At 29.2% G+C, this 23,870-nt stretch carries 23 protein-coding genes and 1 riboswitch; of the genes, 2 read left to right on the top strand and 21 right to left on the bottom strand.

What is annotated here, in order from left to right; genetic code table 11:
• Positions 1-39: 39 nt before the first annotated feature.
• From QX51_RS17735 to QX51_RS17665, 15 genes are all read right to left on the bottom strand, one after another.
• Positions 40-2,130 (bottom strand): acetate--CoA ligase family protein, encoded by a 2,091-nt coding sequence (locus tag QX51_RS17735; RefSeq protein WP_039681237.1) that lies wholly within the window; start codon positions 2,128-2,130, stop codon positions 40-42.
• Between the two features lie 17 nt (positions 2,131-2,147).
• Positions 2,148-2,678 carry a 2-oxoacid:ferredoxin oxidoreductase subunit gamma family protein gene (locus tag QX51_RS17730; RefSeq protein WP_039681236.1) on the bottom strand — a complete coding sequence of 177 codons (531 nt, stop codon included), beginning with the start codon at positions 2,676-2,678 and terminating at the stop codon, positions 2,148-2,150.
• Entirely contained in the window at positions 2,678-3,415 is a 738-nt protein-coding gene (locus QX51_RS17725) for a thiamine pyrophosphate-dependent enzyme (protein WP_039681235.1), read from the bottom strand. The genes QX51_RS17730 and QX51_RS17725 overlap by 1 nt, the downstream gene beginning before the upstream one ends.
• Positions 3,405-4,484 carry a 3-methyl-2-oxobutanoate dehydrogenase subunit VorB gene (vorB, locus tag QX51_RS17720; protein ID WP_039681234.1) on the bottom strand — a complete coding sequence of 360 codons (1,080 nt, stop codon included), beginning with the start codon at positions 4,482-4,484 and terminating at the stop codon, positions 3,405-3,407. Before vorB ends, QX51_RS17725 begins: the two co-directional genes overlap by 11 nt.
• Positions 4,485-4,501: 17 nt before the next feature.
• Positions 4,502-4,699 carry a 4Fe-4S binding protein gene (locus tag QX51_RS17715; RefSeq protein ID WP_039681233.1) on the bottom strand — a complete coding sequence of 66 codons (198 nt, stop codon included), beginning with the start codon at positions 4,697-4,699 and terminating at the stop codon, positions 4,502-4,504.
• 323 nt (positions 4,700-5,022) lie between these two features.
• Positions 5,023-5,793: an IclR family transcriptional regulator gene (locus tag QX51_RS17710; RefSeq protein ID WP_039681232.1), complete on the bottom strand. Its 771-nt coding sequence runs from the start codon at positions 5,791-5,793 to the stop codon at positions 5,023-5,025.
• A 515-nt stretch (positions 5,794-6,308) separates the two neighbouring features.
• A complete protein-coding gene (locus QX51_RS17705; RefSeq protein ID WP_039681231.1) occupies positions 6,309-7,022 on the bottom strand; it encodes a rhodanese-like domain-containing protein in 714 nt (237 codons plus the stop codon).
• Between the two features lie 138 nt (positions 7,023-7,160).
• Positions 7,161-7,799, bottom strand: a complete 639-nt coding sequence (locus tag QX51_RS17700) for a thiamine phosphate synthase (RefSeq protein WP_039681230.1) — start codon at positions 7,797-7,799, stop codon at positions 7,161-7,163.
• The gene (gene thiH, locus QX51_RS17695; protein ID WP_039681229.1) at positions 7,799-8,902 is read right to left on the bottom strand and encodes a 2-iminoacetate synthase ThiH; all 1,104 of its coding nucleotides are present in this window, start codon (positions 8,900-8,902) and stop codon (positions 7,799-7,801) included. The genes QX51_RS17700 and thiH overlap by 1 nt, the downstream gene beginning before the upstream one ends.
• Before the next feature lie 12 nt (positions 8,903-8,914).
• The gene (locus tag QX51_RS17690) at positions 8,915-9,685 is read right to left on the bottom strand and encodes a thiazole synthase (RefSeq protein ID WP_039681228.1); all 771 of its coding nucleotides are present in this window, start codon (positions 9,683-9,685) and stop codon (positions 8,915-8,917) included.
• A gap of 12 nt (positions 9,686-9,697) precedes the next feature.
• Positions 9,698-10,504, bottom strand: a complete 807-nt coding sequence (gene thiF / locus QX51_RS17685) for a sulfur carrier protein ThiS adenylyltransferase ThiF (RefSeq protein WP_334291557.1) — start codon at positions 10,502-10,504, stop codon at positions 9,698-9,700.
• Positions 10,497-10,691: a sulfur carrier protein ThiS gene (gene thiS, locus QX51_RS17680; RefSeq protein WP_039681226.1), complete on the bottom strand. Its 195-nt coding sequence runs from the start codon at positions 10,689-10,691 to the stop codon at positions 10,497-10,499. Before thiS ends, thiF begins: the two co-directional genes overlap by 8 nt.
• Before the next feature lie 208 nt (positions 10,692-10,899).
• Positions 10,900-11,000, bottom strand: a riboswitch (TPP riboswitch).
• Between the two features lie 72 nt (positions 11,001-11,072).
• Complete coding sequence (locus tag QX51_RS17675; RefSeq protein ID WP_039681225.1) at positions 11,073-12,260, bottom strand: NAD(P)-dependent malic enzyme; 1,188 nt, start codon at positions 12,258-12,260, stop codon at positions 11,073-11,075.
• Between the two features lie 26 nt (positions 12,261-12,286).
• Positions 12,287-12,841, bottom strand: coding sequence for a Fe-S-containing hydro-lyase (locus tag QX51_RS17670; RefSeq protein ID WP_039681224.1), 555 nt, complete (start codon positions 12,839-12,841; stop codon positions 12,287-12,289).
• A gap of 9 nt (positions 12,842-12,850) precedes the next feature.
• On the bottom strand, positions 12,851-13,690 hold the full coding sequence (locus QX51_RS17665) for a fumarate hydratase (RefSeq protein WP_039681223.1): 840 nt from the start codon (positions 13,688-13,690) through the stop codon (positions 12,851-12,853).
• Between the two features lie 206 nt (positions 13,691-13,896).
• Between QX51_RS17665 and QX51_RS17660 the strand changes: the two genes are divergently transcribed.
• Both QX51_RS17660 and QX51_RS17655 read left to right on the top strand, forming a co-directional pair.
• Complete coding sequence (locus QX51_RS17660) at positions 13,897-14,724, top strand: alpha/beta hydrolase (RefSeq protein WP_039681222.1); 828 nt, start codon at positions 13,897-13,899, stop codon at positions 14,722-14,724.
• A 170-nt stretch (positions 14,725-14,894) separates the two neighbouring features.
• The gene (locus QX51_RS17655; RefSeq protein ID WP_039681221.1) at positions 14,895-15,515 is read left to right on the top strand and encodes a DUF3267 domain-containing protein; all 621 of its coding nucleotides are present in this window, start codon (positions 14,895-14,897) and stop codon (positions 15,513-15,515) included.
• Between the two features lie 174 nt (positions 15,516-15,689).
• Here QX51_RS17655 and QX51_RS17650 read toward each other — a convergent pair whose 3' ends face one another.
• From QX51_RS17650 to QX51_RS17625, 6 genes are all read right to left on the bottom strand, one after another.
• Positions 15,690-16,886: an alginate O-acetyltransferase AlgX-related protein gene (locus QX51_RS17650; protein WP_039681220.1), complete on the bottom strand. Its 1,197-nt coding sequence runs from the start codon at positions 16,884-16,886 to the stop codon at positions 15,690-15,692.
• A 14-nt stretch (positions 16,887-16,900) separates the two neighbouring features.
• A complete protein-coding gene (locus QX51_RS17645; protein ID WP_039681219.1) occupies positions 16,901-18,316 on the bottom strand; it encodes an MBOAT family O-acyltransferase in 1,416 nt (471 codons plus the stop codon).
• A 282-nt stretch (positions 18,317-18,598) separates the two neighbouring features.
• Positions 18,599-19,786 (bottom strand): DUF4179 domain-containing protein, encoded by a 1,188-nt coding sequence (locus QX51_RS17640; protein ID WP_039681218.1) that lies wholly within the window; start codon positions 19,784-19,786, stop codon positions 18,599-18,601.
• A 12-nt stretch (positions 19,787-19,798) separates the two neighbouring features.
• Complete coding sequence (locus tag QX51_RS17635) at positions 19,799-20,320, bottom strand: sigma-70 family RNA polymerase sigma factor (protein WP_052233150.1); 522 nt, start codon at positions 20,318-20,320, stop codon at positions 19,799-19,801.
• 166 nt (positions 20,321-20,486) lie between these two features.
• Positions 20,487-21,170 carry an ABC transporter ATP-binding protein gene (locus QX51_RS17630; protein ID WP_039681217.1) on the bottom strand — a complete coding sequence of 228 codons (684 nt, stop codon included), beginning with the start codon at positions 21,168-21,170 and terminating at the stop codon, positions 20,487-20,489.
• A gap of 10 nt (positions 21,171-21,180) precedes the next feature.
• Positions 21,181-23,754: an ABC transporter permease gene (locus QX51_RS17625; RefSeq protein WP_039681216.1), complete on the bottom strand. Its 2,574-nt coding sequence runs from the start codon at positions 23,752-23,754 to the stop codon at positions 21,181-21,183.
• Positions 23,755-23,870: the final 116 nt, after the last annotated feature.

Below are 23,870 nucleotides of genomic sequence, written 5' to 3'. Positions count from 1 at the left end.
TAGATTTATTCATTTATTTCTAAACTCATTTAATTAAGTTTATTGATTTAAAACTATAAGAGCATCAGCTATTCCAACGCCTTCTCCCTCAGGATATACAAAAAGTGGGTTTATATCTAACTCTTTAATATTATCTTTATTTTTGTATGCAAAGTCAGAAATGCTTACTATCATTTCTGTTAATGCATCTATATCAGCCACATCTCCACCTCTATAACCATTTAATAATTTAAAAGATTTCAGAGATTTTATCATATGTTCTGCTTCCTTTTTGTTTAATGGTACTGGATATAAGGATACATCCTTAAACACTTCTACAAATACACCACCCATGCCAACTAGAATCATAGGTCCAAATTGTGGATCATTGTTTAATCCAACTATCATCTCAGTACCTTTGTTAAGCATTTTTTGCATTAGTATTCCATTTATTTTAGCTTTAGGTGCTTTTTCTGATACACTACTCATTATTTCCTCATAAGCATTTTTAACTTCTTTTTCATTTCTAATATTCAGCTTAACGCCTCCAACATCTGATTTATGAAGTATATCCGCCGATTCAATTTTCATTACAAGTGGATAGCCAATTTTATTTGCTTCACATATCGCTTGTTCTTTACTTGTAACTATCATTCCTAAATCTACATTAACTCCGTAATCAGAAAGCATTTTTTTACTAGCATATTCACTTAATGCTATTGTTTCTTTTTTATTTGTCATATCTGGTATTGCAAGCTCAAGATCTTTATCCTCTGATGTGTATTCTACAAATTCAACTAAATGTTTTAATGCGCTGAATCCATATTTTGTCGTTGGTAATACTGGTATGCCTATATTAATAAATCTTTCTACAAATTCTTTATTTCTTGATGTCTCCATAAAACTCATTAAAGCAATTGGCTTATCCATTCTCTCTGATGCTTTTTTTATTCCTTCAAACATAATTTCATTCGATACTGTAACATTTTCTGATATTGTAAATCCAATTAAACACATATCTACATTTTCATCACTCATAACTGCCGTAATTCCATCAGCAAATCTATCAGTGTTATAAGCTAATGTAGATGTCATATCCAATGGATTTCTTGGTGTTGCATATGGTGGTAATAGTTTTGATAATTTTTCTAGAGTTTCATGAGAGAAATTTGGAAACTCTATTCCATACATATAACCTGTATCTGCTGATACTGCTGTTTCTCCACCTGAAACACACATAGCCCCAAATTTATTATTTTTAGGTAGTGTCTTAAGAGTAGCAAGTATTGCCGAAGTACTTCTTAAGTCTTGCATATCGTCAACTCTTATTACACCAAATTTTTCAAATATTGCATCGTACGTTTTATCACTACCTGCCATACTTCCCGTATGAGAAGCAGCTGTTTCTTGCCCCTTAGGACTTCTTCCTGCCTTTAAAATTACAATTGGTTTTTTTATCTGAGCAGCTTTTCTTAGGCATTCTTCAAATTTAATAGGATTTTTTACTCCTTCTAGGTACATTGCTATTACTTTTGTATCCTCATCCTCAAGTAAAAAATTCATATAATCTTCCATTTGAACTATTCTACTATTTCCAGCAGATATAGCATAAGAATACTTCATTTCTGGGTTTTTCAGCATATCTATACAAAACTGACCGCTTTGAGATATAAATCCTATTTTACCTTTTTTGTTTGCATAATCTCCAACAAATGCAAAACTAAATGTGCTATCTATAAAATTTATATATCCTCCACAGTTAGGTCCCATTACAGCTATATCTAACTCTTTAGCTGCTTCTATAAGATTTCGTTCTTGCTCTTTGCCTTCTTCATCTCCAACTTCTGAATATCCACTCGCATAAACAACAGCTCCTCCAACTCCCTTAGTTTTAGCTTCTTTTAGTAGAGGTACTACTGTTTTTTGAGAAGTACAAATAACTGCAAGATCTATTTCATCATCTATTTCACTTATACTTTTGTAACATTTCTTCCCCATTATACTTTCTTGTTTTGGATTTACAAAATAAACATTATCTATATTAGATTGATACTTTATTATATTTCTACAAGTATCTCCTCCAAATCCAGACTTTTCACTAGCTCCTATAACTGCAACTTTTTTAGGTCTCAATAATTTAAATATATCCATATTTTATTTACCTCCAACTATACACAGCTAACTCCTCTATCAAAACAAAGGGCATTTTTAGGATTAACTTTTCCTTTATCTGCAAAGAATTTATCAATTGACTTTTTTAAATACTCAGTATCAAACAATCCAGTAGACTTAGCCATTGCCCCAAGTGCCACAATATTCATTCCTCGTGGATTGTCAAGTTCATTTGCAATATTTGTTGCATCTACTTTAACAACATTTATATCATCTCTATAATCTCTATTTTCAGATACTAAAGAACTATTTACTACTAAAGTACCTCCTGGTTTTAATTGATTTTCAAATTTATTAATAGATACTTCATTTAACGCAATTAGAATATCCAATTTTTTAGAATAAGGGCTGGCAATCTCATCCTTATTTATTTTTACAGTACAATTTGCTGTTCCACCTCTCATTTCAGCCCCATAAGATGGAAACCATGTTACATTTTTACCTTCATCCATTCCTGCATAAGTTATAATCATACCGGCTACAAGAACACCTTGCCCCCCAAAACCAGCACATATAATTTCAGCCATTATAAATTCCCTCCTTTATCAATGTATTCACCTACAGGATAAAATACTTTTTGTTGATCTTTTATCATTTTCAAACTATCCACAGGAGTTTTATTCCAGTTAGTTGGACAAGGACTTAGTATTTCTACTAAACAGAATCCTTCTCCCCTCATTTGTTTTTCTATAGCCTTTTTTATGTATTTTTTTGCTTTTGTAACTTCTCCTGGACTATCTACAGACCCTCTAGCTAAATAAGCTATATCATATTCTTTTAATGTTTTTACCACATCAAATGGTGAACCGTTGTAATCCTTATCTCTTCCTTTTGGAGAAGAAGTTGTTTTTTGACCAATTAATGTGGCTGGTGACATTTGTCCTCCTGTCATTCCAAATACACTATTATTAACTATCAAAGCTAATATATTTTCATTTCTTAAAGCTGCATGTATAGTACTCTCTATCCCTATAGAGTAAGCTGAACCATCTCCAGGATGAGCTATTACAATGGAGTCTTTTCTAGCCCTTTTTGCACCACATGCTGTAATAATAGGTCTACCATGTGCTCCACCAATATTATTAAATTCAACAACTCCACTAACCATAGCACCACATGCCACATCTCTTACCATGACAACTCTATCTTCAACTTCTAACTCTTCCGCCACTTCAGCAATTAGTCTAGCCACTATACCATGACCACAACCTGGACACCAACCACTTTCATTAGAAGTTATTGCATTCGGTATCTTATAACTCATATTTAACTCCCCCTTCATACTTAGATAACATTTCTTTTGCTTTTTGAACAATTATTTCAGAATCAGGTACATTAGCAAACTCGTTATAGCATTCAACTGGGTACTTATTTAAAGTAGCTAATTTTATATCATCTACCATTTGACCAAGTATACTCATTTCTACACTTAAAAATCCAACTACATCTTCACCTAAAGCATCAAATGCTTTTTTAGGGAATGGCCATAATGTTTTTGGTCTTATAAGACCTAGTTTTATACCTTCACCCCTAGCCATTTTTACTGCTTCCTTACTAACTCTAGAGCTTATTCCATAAGCAACTAAAACTAACTCTGCATCTTCAGTTTGAACACTTTCCCATCTTTGTTCAGTTTCTTCTATAGTTCTATATTTATCTAGCAAATATTCTTTATAATTATCTGCTCCCATAGCATAATATGTATTTTCAAGTACTCTTTTCTTTTCTCCTGGTTTTCTACCTCTTATAACCCAATCGTATTTATCTATATCATGTTCCTTGTATTCCGGTAATTCTACTGCTTCAACCATTTGACCTATTGCCGCATCTGAAGCCACGATAACTGGATGTGTATATTTTTCAGCTAAATCAAATGCTTCATAAGCCATGTCAGCGTTTTCTTGAACACTAGCAGGCGCTAATACTATAGTTCTATAATCTCCATGACCTCCACCTCTAGTCATTTGCCAATAATCACCTTGACCTTGAAATACATTCCCTAAAGCTGATCCTATTCTCATAACATTTGCTATTACTGCTGGTAAATCACTTCCACAAAGATAAGATATTCCTTCTTGTTTTAAAGAAAATCCTGGCCCAGATGAAGTAGTAAGAGCTCTTGCACCTGTTGCTGCTGCTCCAAAAACCATATTTATACCAGCTACTTCAGACTCTGTTTGGACAAATTCTCCACCAAACTCTTTCATTCTCCAAGACATATACTCTAAAATTTCCGTCTGAGGAGTTATTGGGTAACCACTAAAAAATCTACAACCTGCCCTCATGGCAGCTTCTGCGAAGGCTTCATTACCTTTCATTAAAACTTTTGCCATTGTATTTCCCCCTTTTTTTATAATATTTCAAACACATAGTCTGGACACATCTTATAACAAGCTCCACATTGAACACATTTTTCTTCATCAACTTCAATAGTATGATAACCCTTTGCACTCATTTCTTTTGCAATACTTATAGCTCCCTTTTTGCATACACTTACACAAATGTGACAACCTTTACATCTTGAAATGTTAATTTTAAGTTTCTCCATTTTTATCCCCCTTCAAGTTTTTTATTTCTTGCTTGTCATATTTCATTAAGTAAATTTATGGTGATAATTCCTATTTCCAAAACAGTGTTCCGCTTTTTTACATTTTAAAAAAATAATTGTATTATTTTAGATAATTTATATATTTATTTTTTTAAAATTATTTTTAGTTGTTCCGTTATCAGGAATATCTTTCCATTTTTATACTTACATAGTATCAGCATATATTTTAAATAGCAACCATAATTCAAAAATTCGTAAAATTTTTTTGCACAAAAAAAAGAACCCTAATTTTTTAACAAATTTAAAGTTCTTTTAATTATCTATTATTTTATATTTTCTGATATTAATTTTGCTGTTTCTATAACTCTTTTTACTCTATAATCAAAATCATCTGTTTTCACACGATAAACAGGACCTGATAAACTTATAGTTGCTATTGCCTCACCTTCGCTATTAAGTATTGGAGCTGCTATACAAATAAGTCCAACTTCATATTCTTCATCATCAATTGAATATCCATTTTCTTTAATCTTTTTCAACTCATATTCTAATTCTTCCCAACTAATTATAGTTTTATTTGTATATTTTTTAACATTTAGATCATTAAATTTTTCTTCATTTATCAGTTCATTATTAAAAGCTAACAAGCATTTTCCTGCTGCAGAACAATGTATATCCATTATACTACCTTCATAAGTATTAACTGTCTGTAACCTAGTTTTGCCACAGTTTTTATAAACAACTATACAGTTCAGGGAATTCTGACTGTGATCTGATAAAACGCTTACTGATACAACTTCATTAAATTCTTTATTTAACTCTTCAACAAAAGGTTTAGTAATTTCCTTTATCGAAATTTTTTGTCCTACTGCCATTCCAATAGAGTAAAACTTTAATCCTAGCCAGTACTTCCCTGTTTCTGGATTTTGGGTTACAAATCCTCTATTTTCTAATGTAGCTAAATTCCTATGTATAGTACTTTTAGACAGACCCAATTCTTTGCTTATTTCAGTTATCCCCATTTCTTTCCTCTTGCTATATAAAAACATTATTATATCTAATATTCTGTCTACAGCATTTATTGTTTCAGTCATGTTTATATCCACCCTTTACATTAAAATATTAGTTTGCTTTATTATATAGTTTAAAAAATATTAAAATTAAATTATATAATTAGCTATATTATAAGAGTATTATTTTTTATACTTATTTTCAATATAAATTTTCAAATATCTATGAATCAAAAAATTGTTAATTTTCGAATATTTTTATTCTATTATATCTTTTTAAACTTCATATTAATTTAATTTCTTAATAAAAAATTCGCTTCGCTCATGTGGCCAAAATTGAGAAATATATCGTCAACGATATATTATCGTTATCACTTCGGATAAATTATTTACTCAAATGAGATACCTTTAAGCAACCTGTTGGAGAATCATTTTGTTGCCACTTCAGGCAACTCCGTTGGTCAAAAATCGACTTTTTACATCTCAACATTTGTGGATATTACTTAATTTCACGATGTTCTCATAAATTTGAAAGCAGTATAATTTCCTTATATATAAAAAATGTCACACTAATTTATAGCGCGACATTTCTTTTTAACTTATTTTAATTTAAATTCATATTCTTTTACACCATCTATTGAATTAACAACATTAGTATATCCATTTTTCTCTAAAATTTGTGATGCTTCAGAAGTTCTATTTCCAGTATTACAGTATAATAATATCTCTTGATTTTTATCTTTTAATTTCTCACTAGCTTTTGCTTCAAATTCATCCATTGGTATATTTACTGCATTTTCTACTGAGCTTTTTTCAAAATCTTTAGCATCTCTAAGATCTAAAACAACTGCATCTGTTTTTTCTGCTGCTAATTTTTCAAATTCACTTCCAGTTACATTTGTATATGTAACTGTATCATAATCATATTCTTCCATTCCATCTTCTGCATTGTAAACTTTAGTAAATCCTTTATCTACTAACATTTTTCCTGCTTTACCACTTTTATTCCCCGTATTACATATTAATACTATAGTTTGATCTTTATACCCTTCTAAATCACTTATTTTCCCCTCAAATTCATCAAAAGGTATGTTTATCGCATTAGCTAAATGTCCCTTTGCGTATGCATCAGCACCTCTAACATCTATTACTAATGTTTCTTTAGTTTCATTTACTAGTTCTATTGTTTTTGCTGAGTCTATTTCATTATACGACTCTCCACTTCCCTTTGAAGAACATCCTATTGCAGAACTTAATGTTACAACTAATAACATTCCTATTGATAAAACTTTAAATCTTTTGTTCATTTTCATGATTATCCCTCCAGCTACATTCCTTATTATAAGATATTTTAATAATTGAGCTTCTCAATTCATCTCATTATAACAAATTTGTCTTATTTAGGTAAATTAATATAGAAATAATCAATACTTTATAGTCATTTATAAATTTCATCTATATGTTGTAACACTTATCTCTTTTATATATTCCTTTATTTTCAATTCAACATTTCCACATGTAAATAAAGTACTCATAATCGCAAAATCATCTGCATAGTTTAGAACTTCTTTAACATTACAAGGTAATATGCCTCCTAATGCTACAATTTTAATATTAGTGATTTTCTTAGCATCTTTTAAAATATTTATTCCTTTAGGTTTTAAGTCTTTCTTACACTTAGTTTCGTATATATGTGACAATGTTATATAGTCTACATTTAAATGATTATTTTTAATTATTCTTTCTAAATCACTAATTTCACTTACGCTATGCAAAGATAAGCCTAAAATTTTATTTTCCTCAAAAATAAATCCTTCTTTTATTAATTTTAAAAAATTTTCAAAAGGTAGATGAATACCACTAAAATTAAGTTTTTTGTATAAATTTAAATTACTATTAATAATTAAATTAAACTTATCATCGGAATAATTTGTTTTATTTACAACCTTCCAATATAAATCAGTTAACTCATCATCACTCATATCTTTTTCTCGTAAGATAATATTCTTTATGCCACTATTTATAGCCTCATCAATAACTTTCAAATAATGATTTTCATCACATAAATGTCTATTAGTTATCAAGTACATTAAAATCTCACCCAATCTTTAAATACATATTGGTATCCAATAGACTTCAGCATATTAGCAACTTCTTCAATACTGTTATCATCATTTGTTTTAAATTGAGCTGTATTTTCTTCTCCCTGAGAGTGACCTCCCACATCTGTTGATACTGCTGCACTTAGTTTTGTAACTCCAAGAGGCATTAAATGTTTTCTCATATCTAAAGTTTCTCTACTTGAAACATTTAATGCTGCATGAGGATCAAATAACCTCATAACAGTTAAAATTTGAAACTCTGTAGCATCGTCAACCTCTACTATATCACTAAAACTTCCTTTAAAGGGTCTGATTCTTGGAGCAGAGTATGCTAGTTCTATATGAGGATATTTTGTTTTCAAATACTCCCCATGTAGAATTGAGAAAAACGCATCTCTTCTAAAGTCACTAAGACCAAGTAATGCACCTATTGATAAAGATCTCATTCCTGCGATAGCTCCTCTTTCTGGTGCATCTAGCCTGAATCTATAATCGGCCTTAGGTCCTTTTATATGTACTTTTTTATAAACTTCCTCATCATAAGTTTCTTGATATATAGTTAGTGAATCTGCACCCTTATAAACTAAGTGGGTATATCCTTCCACATCCATAGGATAAACTTCTATTGCTATTGATGGAAATTTTTTTGATAAAATCTCCACTGCATCACCTATATATTCAATACTCGACATTGTTTCACTTTCTCCAGTTAAAACAATAATATGTTTAAAGCCCTTAGCCGAAACTGCTTCCCCTTCTTTTTCTACTTCTTCTAAAGATAATTTTTTTCTTTTTATTCCACTATGACAATTATAACCACAGTAAACACAGTGATTTTCACAATAATTTGCAATATAAATAGGAGTATATAAAGTAGCAGTTTTTCCACAGTATTGTAATGCTAATTTACTAGCTTTTTGGGCCATAGATTCTAAATGTTTTCTTGCTATTGGCGAAAGTAAATTAAGTATATCTTCGTGATTTAACTTATCCTTTGATAAGCTTCTAAGTACATCTCTATCGCTTACCTTCTCAAAATATCTATCAAAGTCAAAATATCTATATTTTTCAATTACCTCATAAAAACTCATTTTATATCCCTCCTATAAGTTCCCTAAAAAACCAGTAAGAGGAGATGATGCATTCGCAAATTCTGATACAGCTCCAGTTTTTGCAAGAAATGCTGCACGTCCACCTTCTACTGCCATTTTAAAAGCTTTTCCCATAGCTACAGGGTCACCTGCTGATGATATTGCTGTATTTACTAAAACTGCTGCCGCTCCCATTTCCATAGCTTCCATAGCTTGAGAAGGCTTACCTATTCCTGCATCAACAATAATAGGAATATCCAATTCTTCTATCATTATTTTTATCATTTCTTTCATTTTAAGCCCTCTATTAGAACCAATTGGTGCGCCAAGTGGCATAACTGCTGCTGCTCCTACCTCTATTAATCTTCTTCCTGCATATAAATCAGGGCTCATATATGGAAGTACTACAAATCCTTCATCTGCTAAGATTTTAGTAGCTTTTATTGTTTCTTCATTGTCAGGTAATAAATATCTAGTATCTGATATTACCTCTATTTTTATAAAATCTCCACATCCCATTCTACGAGATATTCTTGCTATTCTTACTGCTTCTTCAGCCGTTGTTGCACCTGATGTGTTTGGAAGAATTGTCATCTCTTTTGGTATATATGTAAGAATATTTTCATTGCTGTTGTCTAAATCAACTCTTCTTAGTGCCATAGTTATTATTTCACTACCACTTTCTTCTATTACTTTTGGAAGTATTTCATTAGATCCGTATTTTCCTGTCCCAATTAAAAGTCTGCTATTGAATTCGTGCCCACCTAATATTAATTTATCCATTAATTTATCCCCCTAGATATAATCTATAAGTATTTTACTTGCCAAATTTGCCATGTGATTTGCACAAATAGCCACACGAGGCGCCATTAACCCCTCACCTTCTTTTGCTTCATGTACAAAATCACCACATATATAAAACTTATCTCTTATTTTCTTAGTTATAATAATATTTGAATCGTAATATCCTGCCATACCAGAAGATGCTATTAAATATTTATCTCTCATATGAAGTAAAACAAAATTACTTATTTCAGCTTTACAATTTGGATCATCAAAAGCTTCAAGTATTATATCTACTTCATGTAAAAAATTAATATTTTCTCTAGTAATATAAGCATTATGTATTTCAACATCTATGAAAGGATTAATTTTATCTAAATGTTCTTTCATGGCCTCTGTTTTGTACTTTCCAATATCATCAATAAAATATTGCTGTCTATTTAGATTGGAAGGCTCTACAACATCATAATCAACTAGAATTAACTTACCTACACCTATTCTAGCCAACGAAATGGCTATATTCGATCCAAGTCCTCCTAGACCTAAAATAGCTATCTTTCCTTCTTTTAACTTTTCATGCACTTTCGGTGTATGCCTTGCAATCATAAGGTTTTCTAGTTCATTCATAGATGGTTTCTTCCCTTTTTCTATTAAAGTTACTCTATCATTTTCTTTTAATATTTCATCTTCTTTAATAGGAAAACCATTCAAGACTACAACATCACTGCATTTATTGAAAATATTCTTAGCTTTAAAAACACTTATATTATCTTCAACTTCTTTTTCTATTTCATTAACAAATATTTTCAAATCAACCACCACCAATAAAGCTAATAATTTCTATTGCATCATGTTCCTTTAATATATAAGTTTCATACTGCTCATTTTCTAATATTTCTAAATTTATCTCTACTACAACCCTATCTTTGTTTAAGTCGTAATCATTTAATAAATCTAATACAGTTTTATTATTTTGGAATTCTACTACCTTTCCATTTATCTTCATCGTTACACCTCCTCACTTTTTATTTCAATAAAAAATTCGCTTCGCTCATATCGCCAACGGCTTCGCTCGTTGTTCAAGTCACAAAGTTGGAAATTATATGTTATCCACAGAGCAGATAACATATAATTTCCTTCAATATAAAAAAGCCTTACCCGTAGGTAAAGCTTGTAGTAATCACATATCATATGTAAAAGTTCACATATTTCATTATATAACACTCTACTCTTTCCTACGCTGGTATTATCCAGATCAGGTATAAGGGTTAATGTTTCCATCTCTCAGCCTTTTAGGGCACCCCTAGGTAAAACTTTTGAATTTATTTTAATTGTAGTACTTAAATTTATTTTTTTCAAATCAAAATATTTTTATTTTTATATTAATTTATTTTTCTATCCTTGCCACACCAGTTTTTATAGCAGCTTCTCTTACTGCTTTTGCCACATTCTTTACTACATTTTTATTGAAAGCGTCTGGAAGTACGTAATCTGGAGTCAATTCATCTTCACTAACTACATTTGCTATGGCATAAGCTGCTGCAACTTTCATTTCTTCATTTATTTCTCTTGCTCTAACATCTAAAGCTCCTCTAAAAATTCCGGGGAAAGCAAGAACATTGTTAACTTGATTAGGGAAATCTGAACGACCAGTACCTACTATAAATGCTCCACCTGCTTTAGCTTCGTCTGGGAATATTTCTGGAGTTGGATTTGCCATAGCAAATACTATTGCTTTATCTGACATAGTTGCTACCATTTCTTTTGTAACCATTTTTGGTGCAGAAACACCTATAAATACATCCTTATTTTTAATAATATCTACCAAAGTTCCTACTTCATTGTTTTTATTAGTTACTTTTAGCATTTCTTTTTGTGCCCAATTAATATCTTTAGAATTTTCATGAATCGCACCATTTATATCACATAAAACTACATTTTTTACATTTAAATTAATTAACATTTTAGCAATTGCCATTCCTGCAGAACCTGCTCCATTTATAACAATTTCTAAATCTTCTATTTTCTTTCCTGCTAATTTTGCTGCATTTAAAATTCCAGCAGAAACAATTATTGCTGTACCATGTTGATCATCGTGGAACACTGGAATATCTAATTCTTCTTTTAATCTATTTTCTATTTCTATACATCTAGGAGAGTTTATATCTTCTAAATTAATTCCTCCAAAAACTGGTTCCAGTAATTTAACAGTTTTTACAATATCATCAATATCCATAGTATTTATACAAATAGGAAAAGCATCTACTTCTCCAAATTCTTTAAATAATATTGATTTACCTTCCATAACAGGAATTGAAGCAGCAGCACCTATATTACCAAGTCCTAAAACTGCTGTTCCATCACTAACTACTGCCACCATATTACTTTTACAAGTATATTTATAAACCTCTTCTGGATTTTCTTTTATTTTTAAACAAGGTTCTGCAACACCTGGAGTATATGCAATAGATAAATCATCTTTGCATTTTACTTCTACTTTACTTTGTATGCTTACCTTTCCTCCATGATTTTCATGCATTTCTAATGCTAACTGTGCAAAATTTTTGTTTCCCATTCTAGTTCTCCTTTATTAGTTCTGATTTATTCCGATGTTTTTGCAAACATTGCTCTTCCTTTTTCATATATATTGTTACCATAACAATCTATGGCTACAATTAATTGTAAATCTTTTACTTCTAGTCTTCTTACTGCCTCTGGTCCTAAGTCATCATAAGCTATTATTTCACATTTTTTAATAGCATTAGAAATATATGCTCCAGCGCCTCCAATGGCCGCCAAATATACAGCTTTATTTTTTATCATAGAGTTTATTACTTCTTCACTTCTTTTCCCTTTACCTATCATAACTTTTAGTCCCCTATCTAATAAAGGTACTGTTAAGTCATCCATTCTATAACTTGTTGTTGGTCCTGCTGAACCAATTATTTGACCCTCTTTTCTAGGTGATGGGCCTACATAATAAATTCCTGCTCCATTCACATCAAAAGGTAATTCTTCTCTGTTATTTATTGCATTTATCATTCTTTTATGAGCTGCGTCTCTACCCGTATAAATTACACCGCTAAGTTTTACTATATCTCCGCAAACTAACTTTTCTATATCTTCATTTTTAAAAGGTGCTTTTATCTCTATCATATTCCCCTCCTATATAATCACTTGCTTATGTCTAGCAGCATGACAATTTATATTAACCACAACAGGAAGTCCTGCTATATGTGTTGGGAAAGTTTCAATATTCACTGAAAGTGCTGTGGTATTTCCTCCAAGACCTTGAGGTCCTATTCCTAAATCATTGATTTTTTCAATCATTTCTCTTTCTAAATCCGCTATTGTATCATCTTCATTATGCTGACCAATATTTCTAAATAGAGCTTTCTTAGCAATTTGGGCACATTTATCTACTGTTCCACCAATACCTACTCCCACAACTATTGGAGGACATGGATTAGGTCCTGCTTCACTTACAGCCTTCACTATAAATTTTTTCACACCATCAATTCCATCAGAAGGCTTTAACATTTTTAGCTGACTCATATTTTCACTTCCAAAGCCTTTTGGTGCATATTGAATTTTGATTTTATTCCCCTTCACCATTTCATAGTGAATTATGGCAGGAGTATTATCCTTTGTATTTATTCTAGTAATGGGGCTTACTACAGATTTTCTAAGATATCCCTCTGTATATCCTTCACTTACACCTTTATTAATAGCTTCTGTTAAAGTATGGCCCTTTATCATAACTTCCTGACCAACCTCCACAAAGAACACTGCCATTCCTGTATCTTGGCATAAAGGTGTATGACTTTCTTTAGCTATTTGAGCATTTTCTATCAATATTCTTAATATATCTTTTCCTAATTCACTTTCTTCTTTTTCTAAATTTTTCTCAAAAGATTTTATTACATCATCTCCAAGAAATATATTTCCCTCAATACAAAGCTTCTTAACCTCTTTAGTTATTATTTTTGAATCAATTTCCCTCAAACGAACATACCTCCCAAATAACCTTATAATTATTCGTATTTATATTTTAACTGTACCACTTTTTTCTAACATAAACAATATTTTAAAGAATAAAAAATAAATCATAATAAAAAAAAAAGGGTATTCATTGCCCTTTATAGAATAGTAATATATTGTTAGTCCTATGCTTTTTTAGGATTTATTATAAAACTTGGGGAGTGAAATATATGAGTGTTACAACAGTAGATTTTTGGGTTAAATCATTTGATAATACTTATTTAAAATGTGCAAAAGAATTAGTAAATAGTCCTAAAGCTACTATCTTGATCCTGCATGGATTAGCAGAGCACTATAGAAGATACGATTATATCACTAGCAAATTTGTTGCAAATAATTTTAATATATATAGATATGACCACAGAGGACACGGTGATTCAGACGGTAAAAGAGGATATGTAGATGATGTTCATACATTTGCAAAAGATTTAAAAATTGTTATTGATTTAATTAAAGAAGAAAATCCCAGTCTTCCTTTATTTATTTTAGGTCAAGGCATGGGAGGACATATAATGAGTATTCTAGGAGGACAATATGATAACTTAGTAAATGGTATGATATTTTGCAGTCCTCTAGTTTGTGATTATGGTAATTATACAAATTGCAATTCCAATGAATATGATAGTGATTTTGACTTTGTTTCTGTGGGAAGTATTCATAACTTGAGTCATGATTACGATTTTATTCAATCTTATGATGAGGATGAATTAGTTCTGAAACAAGTAACTGTAGGTCTTTATCATGCTCTCAAAAAAAGTTGTTCGCACATTCTTGAATATTTATATAAATTTAAATATCCTTGTTTAATATTCCACGGATCTATGGATGCAATAACTGATTGTGAAGATAGTAGGTTTTTATTTAATAATATAATTTCTAAAGATAAAGAAATTAGAATTTTAAATGGTTTGTATCACAAACTTTTAGACGAATTAATCAAAGACGATATAGTTACAGAAATAAGCAAATGGATAGAAAATAGAATACAATTAATTTAGGAGAGTTGAAATTATTCAACTCTCTTTTTAAAAATATAATCCTTTAAAGAATAAACATCTTTCACCCTCCTTTTATTCTATTTTCCCAATTTATTTAGTTAAAAATTCAAGTAGGAATTGTATTAGATATGCTATAATTTCAGTGAAAAGTATTTTTTAAGGGGTTTGTTATGTCTGATACTATTAATGAAAAAGATTTGAAAAAACAAGAAGAAATAAAAAGATTTGAATCAATTAGGGAGGAAATGATAAACAAAGGATATAAAGAAAATCTAGGTATAATTACTGTTCAGCAAGCTAATATTTATTCACTACTTACTGCTGGTCCTATAGCTCTTATTTGTTTTATTATTTATATAAATAAATGGGATAGTATTTTCTTTGAGTTTACACCAAACACTCTTTTATTATATTCATTTTCTATAATTGCTTCTGTTGTTATTCATGAAATTTTACACGGAGTTGCTTGGAGCTTCTTTTGTAAGGGAGGATTTAAAAGTATTGTGTTCGGAGTTATGTGGAAATCTTTTACTCCTTATTGCCATTGTAAAGAGCCTTTAGACTTTAACTCTTATCTTACTGGTGGAATTATGCCACTTCTTATATTAGGAATTTTAGTATTTATTATTTCTTTTTTTACAGGAAATTCCTTAATATTAATTATAAGTTTAATAAATATTTTATGTGCAGGCGGGGATACTACTATTTGCCTATTATTATTAAAATACAAAGATGGTCTTTTTATAGATCATCCTACAGACTGTGGTTTTGTAGCATTCACTAAACAATAATATTTAACCCTCATAACTAGGAATTAAATTTTTCCTTCTTTATGAGGGTTAAATTATAAAAATCTTAGTTTTATATAAATAGCAGGTTCATATTGTATAGTCGTATATTTTCTGCTTTTAATGCTTCTTTTGCAACTTTCTTAGAGTTTTCTAATTATTGACGAATAGTATACTTTAAAGCTTATTTCTTTGGTCTTTTATTACATCTATCATAGATTTGAAATCCGTTGAATTATACATAAACATTACTATATCAGCATCACTATCTCTTATAATATCATCCATAGATAAACCTAGCTTGTCTGTATATCTAGGATCTACTAGTTGAACTTCAGAAAACACATCAGCAAATAGCCATGATGTAGGTGCTTGATAAGAGTCTCTTAATATAAGAATTTTCTTATCTGTTAAGGAATCTTCATTTCTGATTTTTAAAATATTACACGCATTACCAAGCATATATGCACCTCCGTATAATATTTCTTTTTCATTTCTACGGATAGCTACAAAGTCTTCTTCTTTTCCTTTAGTTTCTTTTTTTCCATCATATTTATAATACTCGTAGTTTCCTCTGTTTTTTAAACGAACGTAAGGTATCGTTTCATCTTCTTCAATTATTTTATTTAAATTCATATTGTAACTTCCTAAAAAATACCCTCTGTCAAAGTTTATCTGCTTATAATCATCCCAGTTTACATTTTTCACTTCATTCATTTGTTTAACAATAGTTTTAAAACCTTCAAATCCGCCTATTCCATTCCAGTGATGATCCGTTTTGAAGTATAATTTTTCTCTTTGATTTTCATTAAATCTAATTAAAAAATCTTCATCTATATCTATAAAGTTTATATTATCTAAATCTAAATAATCTTTAAATTTATTTTTATTAATAGTAGCATTTTCTAATCCGTCTGTATATTTAGGATATAAATGCGACAACATACTTTCTTTATGCGGAGTAGAAGCATAATACACTTTCTTATTTGAATTTATTGCTATTTTAGATAATTCATTTATTTCATTTGCTGTATCTTTTAACGCTTTATCTGATATTTTCTTTGCTGGCGTTGGCATAATCCAGTTATTTTCTAATACATAATAATTTTTTATTTTATTTTTTCCAAGCATTAATTGTAATTTAGAATATATTTCTGATAGTTCTTCTCTAAAAGGAAATTGATCTGAAAAATAATTTTCAAATTTACTTGTAAAGTCTTCTTTTTTTATATCCTTTATAGTGGGTATCTGAGTTAATGTTCTATTTTCAGATGCACTAGACTCTTTATCTTCACTTACTATATGAATAAGAAACATAGTCATGATTACAGTAACAAATGGAATAACTATATATTTTGCTTTTTTATTGTTCATAATGATTCTCTCTCCTAAAATCTAAAATATAAAAATGGGTTATATGTTGAATTTACTAATATCACAACAATAATAAACATTATTGACATTAGACACGCTGAATGTGTAAAATACATAAACCTACTTTCAACTAGTTTTTTATGATTCAACTCTAACATTGATTTGACCTTTGGAAGTACAGGTACTGAAAAAATTATAGCTAAAATCACAATAAATCCAGATTCATTTATATAACTAATAAATGAATTATTATATATTCCATTAGCCCCAATTCCACCTAAAACTCTTATAAAATCAATTGCCTGTGTTATATTTTCCGCTCTGAAAAATACCCATCCAATCATTACTATCAACACTAAATATATATGCCTAAATATTTGTGGTAATTTTTTCAATAATTTATCTAAAAATGCTTTTTCTAAAGCAATTAATATGCCATAATATAATCCCCATGCCATGAAAGTCCAGTTAGCACCATGCCATATTCCTGTTAAGGACCATACTATAAATAAGTTTCTATATTGCTTAATAGGAGAAACTCTATTACCACCTAAAGGAATATAAACATAATCTCTAAACCAACTTCCTAACGATATATGCCATCTTCTCCAAAATTCCGATACACTTTGAGAGATGTATGGATAGTTAAAGTTTTCAAGAAAGTCAAATCCAAACATTTTACCTAACCCTATGGCCATATCACTATATCCACTAAAATCAAAATATATTTGAAGTGTATAACATATTATTCCTAACCAGGCTTCCAATGTTGATAATTCTGAAACTTGAGCTGCAAACACACTGTCTGCAATTAAACCTAACTGATTTGAATATATAACCTTTTTTCCAAGACCAATTATAAATCTGTTAACACCATCAGCAAATTTGTCCATTGAATGTTTTCTATTGCTTATTTGATTATCAACTGTTTCGTATCTGACAATAGGTCCTGCCACAAGCTGTGGAAATAAACTTATATAAAGTGCCAAATCAAAAATATTGTTTTGAACTTTTCCATCATGTCTATATACGTCAATTACATAACTCATGGTTTGGAAGGTAAAAAATGAAATCCCAAGAGGCAATGCTATTGTAGGTATGTTTAGATTCATATTAAATAAACTGTTAATATTATCTATAAAAAAATTACTATATTTAAAAATACCTAATAATGAAATATTAAAAACCACAGCTATTATAATCCATAACTTCTTTTTCTTAACTTTATCCGAGGCTACTTTAAGTCCAAATATATAATTAAATCCTATGGATCCTAACATTAAAAAAACGTATTTGGGTTCTCCCCAGGCATAAAAAAATAAACTAGCAAGTAATAATACTAGGTTTTTCAACTTATTATTACATAAATAATAAAATATAAGTACTATTGGTAAAAATGCAAATAAAAATACTAAGCTACTAAAAATCATATTTACTTTTCAATTTTCATTAATAAAAATTGATTCCTCCCTCTTTTAATCTCTCTCTGACTTAAATATATCTTAAATTTTAATGAAAAAACTGTATTTAAAGGTATTGTGCATTCTTTGTTATAAAATCTTAGTAAATATCCATTTTCGTTATAAATTTGTAATAAAATTCTCAACAAATAAAATAATCATTATTTATATCTAATAAGCATAAAAATAGGAGGCTAAACTGAATAAAAGTATTAGACTCCTATATGAATTTATTTTATATTAAATATATACTTACTTTAAATTAATTATTATTGATTCTTCCTCTATTACTTTGTTACTGTTAAATTCTGTGATTATAGGTGTAATTTTTAATTTTTTACTATTTTTAAAAATATTTTTATATTCTACTTCTACTTCACAGCTTTGTTTTTCATCATTAAACTTAGGAGTCTGAGAATCATTTTGATACTCTTTTCCATTTTCATTCTCTAATTTAATTTTAAGATGTTGATTCTCTCCCACAGTATAACCATCTATATCAGTAGTAAATTTAAGCTTTATATAAATCGGTGATACATAAAGACTGCCAATATGAAGCTCTTTTTCTATTCCTTCTATATCGAACTTTATATTTTTATCTATTTTATACTCCTCATATTTAACTGTAGCTTTTATTAAATCTTCACCTTTTATAGGTATATCTACACTCCAATTACTTCTTATTGCACCACCATAACTTACTTTTTCTCCTTCTTCCATCTCGGCTGATAAATGTATTTTCTTTGCATTCAATGTTATATTATATGTTTTATCTTTATCTATTGTATATGGAAATTTGTCTTTTCCTACTTTTATAATATTAAAATCTTCTTCTATTTCATTTAAAGGAATAATAGAAACAACACTAGTTACTCCTTTTGAATCTCTTTTTTTATTCTCGTAATCAGCTTGTCCTGCATGTACCATAGGAAGTTTTTCTTTATCTACATAAGCCTCTATATTTCCCAAACTAACAAATGTTTCTCTATTCCCCCATTTATCTACATACCACTCTTTTTGTTGCTTTTGTGTAAAGTCTTCAAGTGGATTAAACTTGCTATCATCTATATCCATTTCAACTATTAAATTTCCATCATCAATCATCAAATTCTTATATGTTACTTTTATATCTTTACTTTCTACACTCTTATTTATTTCATATTTATAATTTGTAACTTCTTCATTTTTGAAATCTAATATTCTTTGCATTGTGTACCACATTTTTTCCACATTTGCCCACACAGTCTCATTTGATACTACCCCACAACCTAATATAGCTACTAAAGATGCTGCTACTATTGTTTTTTTATAATTTAATTTTCTACATTTTATCTTTGATTTCATTCTACTTTTTATCTCATCATTATCATCAAATTTAATCTCTTTATATTCATCAATGTCTATTTTTACATCATTTAATATTTCAAACTTATCCTTCATTATTTTCCTCCCTTATCTCATCATACTTTTTCTTATTTTTTTTCGCCCTCTTGATAACCGGTTATATAAATTTGATATTTTTGTATTATTTTTTACAGCAATTTCTTCTAAAGTTTCCCCATTCAAATAATGCTGTTTAAATAATTTTCTATCATTTTCATTTAAATGACTTAATATATCATTCACTTCTTCTTCTATTTCAGATTTCAATAATTCTTGGTCTATATAGTAAATCTCTTCGCTAATATCCATATATTCAACTTTTGATAAATACTTTTTCTTGTAGTCTATTGCTTTATATTTAGATACTGCACATATCCAATTTTTAAAGCTATTTTTGCTATCATCAAATTTTGTTATATTATCCCAAATAGATAACAATATATCGTCTACGCATTCCTCTTCATAGTTTATTAACACACCTAGGTGCCTTCTTACTACAGCAGTTATGATTCCTCTATAATTATCTATCAAAAGCTCCATGCCATTTTCTTTTTTCTTTTTTATATACTTAATCATTAATTCATCTTGCAAATTTGTCTCCTCCTTATATATGTAAAAGCTTTTACAATAACTAATACGATAATCTATATCAATTTCTATCATTTTTTTAAATTTTTATTATAAATATTATATTTTCATACTATCATAAAAAAAGAGTTATAAATTATTATTCATAACTCTAAAAAAACTATTAAATTTATCTTTCCTCTTGATTTAAATCTTTTAATTTTCCATCTATTATTAATAAAACTCTATCTGCTTTTTTTGCTATTTCATTATTATGAGTTATCATAATTAAGGTTTGATTATATTTTTTTATGGATTTTTTCATCAAATCCATAACTTCTTCCGTAGTCTTGCTATCTAAGTTTCCCGTAGGTTCATCTGCTAGTATTATGCTTGGTTTAGCAGCAAGTGCCCTAGCTATGGCAACACGTTGCTGTTGACCACCTGATAGCTGGTTTGGTAGATGACCCTTTCTTCCTTCAATTCCAAGCAATTTCATAAGATCTTCTATATAATTTTTATCTATTTTTACATTGTCTAATTTTAATGGCAATTCTATATTTTCTTTTACATTAAGAACTGGTATTAAGTTATACTGTTGAAATACAAAACCAACTTTCTGTCTTCTATATTTAGCTAACTCTTTATCAGATAAACAACATATATCTTTTCCATCAACTTTTATAGTTCCGTTACTTGGTCGCTCAAGTCCTCCTATTAGATGTAAAAAAGTACTTTTTCCACTTCCACTTGGTCCTACTATTGCCACAAATTCACCTTTATTTATTTTTAAATTAACATCATTTAAAGCATTTACTTTTGTTTGTTTTTTTCCATATATTTTACCTAAATTAATAGTTTCTAATATCACCATAACAATTCCTCTATTCTATAATATTTATAGCTTCCACTATGCTACTTTCTTTTATTTTTCTAGCGGGTAAATAAGTTGCTAACAATCCAACTGCAATATTTACTAAAACAATCAATATATAAATCATATAATTTACTTCAAACTCCATACCATAAGTTTCAAATCCAAATGTTTTATACATTCTTATTTGCATTAATAAAGAAGCTACTACTACTATTGCACTGGAAATCACTCCGTAAAATAATCCTTCAGAAGTTATCATTTTTCTGAAATCTTTGTCACTTATTCCTATAGCTCTAAGCATACCAAACTCACTAGTTCTCGAAGTTAAGTTATAACTTACATTGTTAATTATATTAAATACACTTATGGCAAACATAATTGCTACTACACCAAAATCCAAAAGCTTTTTTTGCTTAAGACTTCGCTCATTCATGGCTTTATCTTCAGTCATATCTGTAGTTATTGTTCCAGGCACCTTACTTCCAATTTCACCTAGTTTTTCATTTATCATATTATGATTCGCATTGTTGTCCATATTTGCATATACAACATCATAATTACTGTTACCCATTATTCTATTTAAATACTGATCACTTACTATAACATCTATTCCATCATCACCAGTATACATATTATCATCTGCATAAGGATAATTAACTATAGCTCCTACTCTAAAAGTATGATCTTCATAGTCATAATTATCTTTTCCTTGCCAATACTTCTGAGTATCTTCTATTTTACCTTTAGGATATTTAACTGTAACCGTATCTCCCACTTTTATGTTAGCAAGAGGTGTCCCCGTATTTCCTCCTAAGACCTTGCTTTTCATACCGTTATCATCATATATATAAGGCATATATACTACTGCTAAATTTTCTTTTTTCATCTTTTCTATATCAATTTTTCCACTTACTAAATAATCCTTTAGAGATTTTAACATCTCATCATTATATCCTTTTAACTTTTGTTTCATTAAATAAGCGTCATTTTTTTTGTCATCTATTAAACTTCCATTTAATACATCTCTTACATATACTTCTGAATCGAGTTGTTTATTAAAATCCTTCTCTAATAGGTCTTTTTTAGGTAAAACTAATCTACTTTGTAAAATTCTAGCTGTTTTTACTTCATTTATTCCCTCAGTATTTCTAATTTCCTTTATATCTTCATCACTTAAACCAACTCTTTCATCATTGGCAGAGTTTACTTGCATGATAAAATCACCATTTAAATACATTCCCTTTGCTTGCTGTTCATACATAGTATCAGATATTGTATAAGAGTAATTGTTTCTGATTACTAATACGCCACCTATGCTCATTGATAGCATTATTAAAATAAAAGCTTTTTTATTTCTAAATATATTCTTCATGGAAATTGCTTTTGTTGATGATATATGATTACTTATTTTAGCTATTATAAAATTACTTTTCTTAACCTTACTCTCTGCCCCAAAATTACCTTTTATAGCTTCAATAGGAGAAATTCTTTTTATTTTAAAATAAGTAAATATACTAATAATTAATATGACCACTAAAGTACATGATACGGATAATAAAATCACTTCTGTTGGTATAACAAAAGGTGTTGATTCTAACTTACCTTCAACAGTTATATTTCCACCAAACTTATTGAATAACTGGGCCCCACCCATACCAAGAAGCATTCCAATTGGCAATGATACTATCGCAATAATTAATAACTCATAAACCATAAGTCTAAATACTCTAAAATTAGTTGCACCTACAGCCCTTAGCATTCCATAATCCCTAATCCTTTGGTATACAGATATGGAGTAAATACTATAAATTACAAGACCTGCAAATATACTCATTGCAATAGCTGTACTTTTACTAGCCATATCTATTCCACCGTTATCTTCTACTGCTTGTACCAGAGATTTATTTACTCCAACCTGCTCTTTCAAATCTATGTTTGCTGTATTTGCAATAGATTCTATATCACTACTGATGGGACTTCCTTCATCAAACTCCACATTGGCAGTAAATTGACTAACCTTATTCTCATCAAGATGTAAAAACATTTCGCATCTTCCAACAACTTTATCTTTATATCTATCCTTTAGAATTCCCACAACTTTAAAAGTCTCAGTTTTATCTTGGTTATAAAGTTTAAAAGTTAATTCCTGTCCAACTTCAGGCTTCAATCCCATACTATTTAGTATACATGCTTCTAAGACTACTTCATTTTTTCCTTTTGGTAATCTACCTTCTATAATTGCCGATTCATCATTTAAATAATTGTTATCGGCATAAAGTATATTAATTGGTAACTTTTCATTCACATCAGTAGATGCATAGTAAGAAGTTATGCCAATATTCTTTATATCCTTTCCCTCTTTAACTATTTTCAACTGATTCTTATCTATATCTTTATAGTAAACATGATAAGTTCCCATTTCCCTTTTAGTTCTATTCACATCTGCTTGTTGTGCACTCCTTGATAAAGTACCTACCCCCACAATAAGTGATGTCCCTAAAATTATACTAAGCATTATTGCTATTGATCTTGATTTAAAACTTTTTATATATTTGATTACTATATTAAAATCTTCTTTCATTTATTTCACTTCCCTTCGCTTGAATAAGTTCATTATATCTGTGAAAAATAATTCTATCAAATCACGTTTTTACAAATTTATTATAGTTGTTTGTATATTTTCATGAGTTTATATAC

The organism is Terrisporobacter othiniensis, from assembly GCF_000808015.1.
GTDB lineage: Bacteria > Bacillota > Clostridia > Peptostreptococcales > Peptostreptococcaceae > Terrisporobacter > Terrisporobacter muris.
The sequence above is the reverse complement of the archived record's forward strand: the minus strand, read 5'-3'. Positions and strand labels throughout refer to the sequence as shown.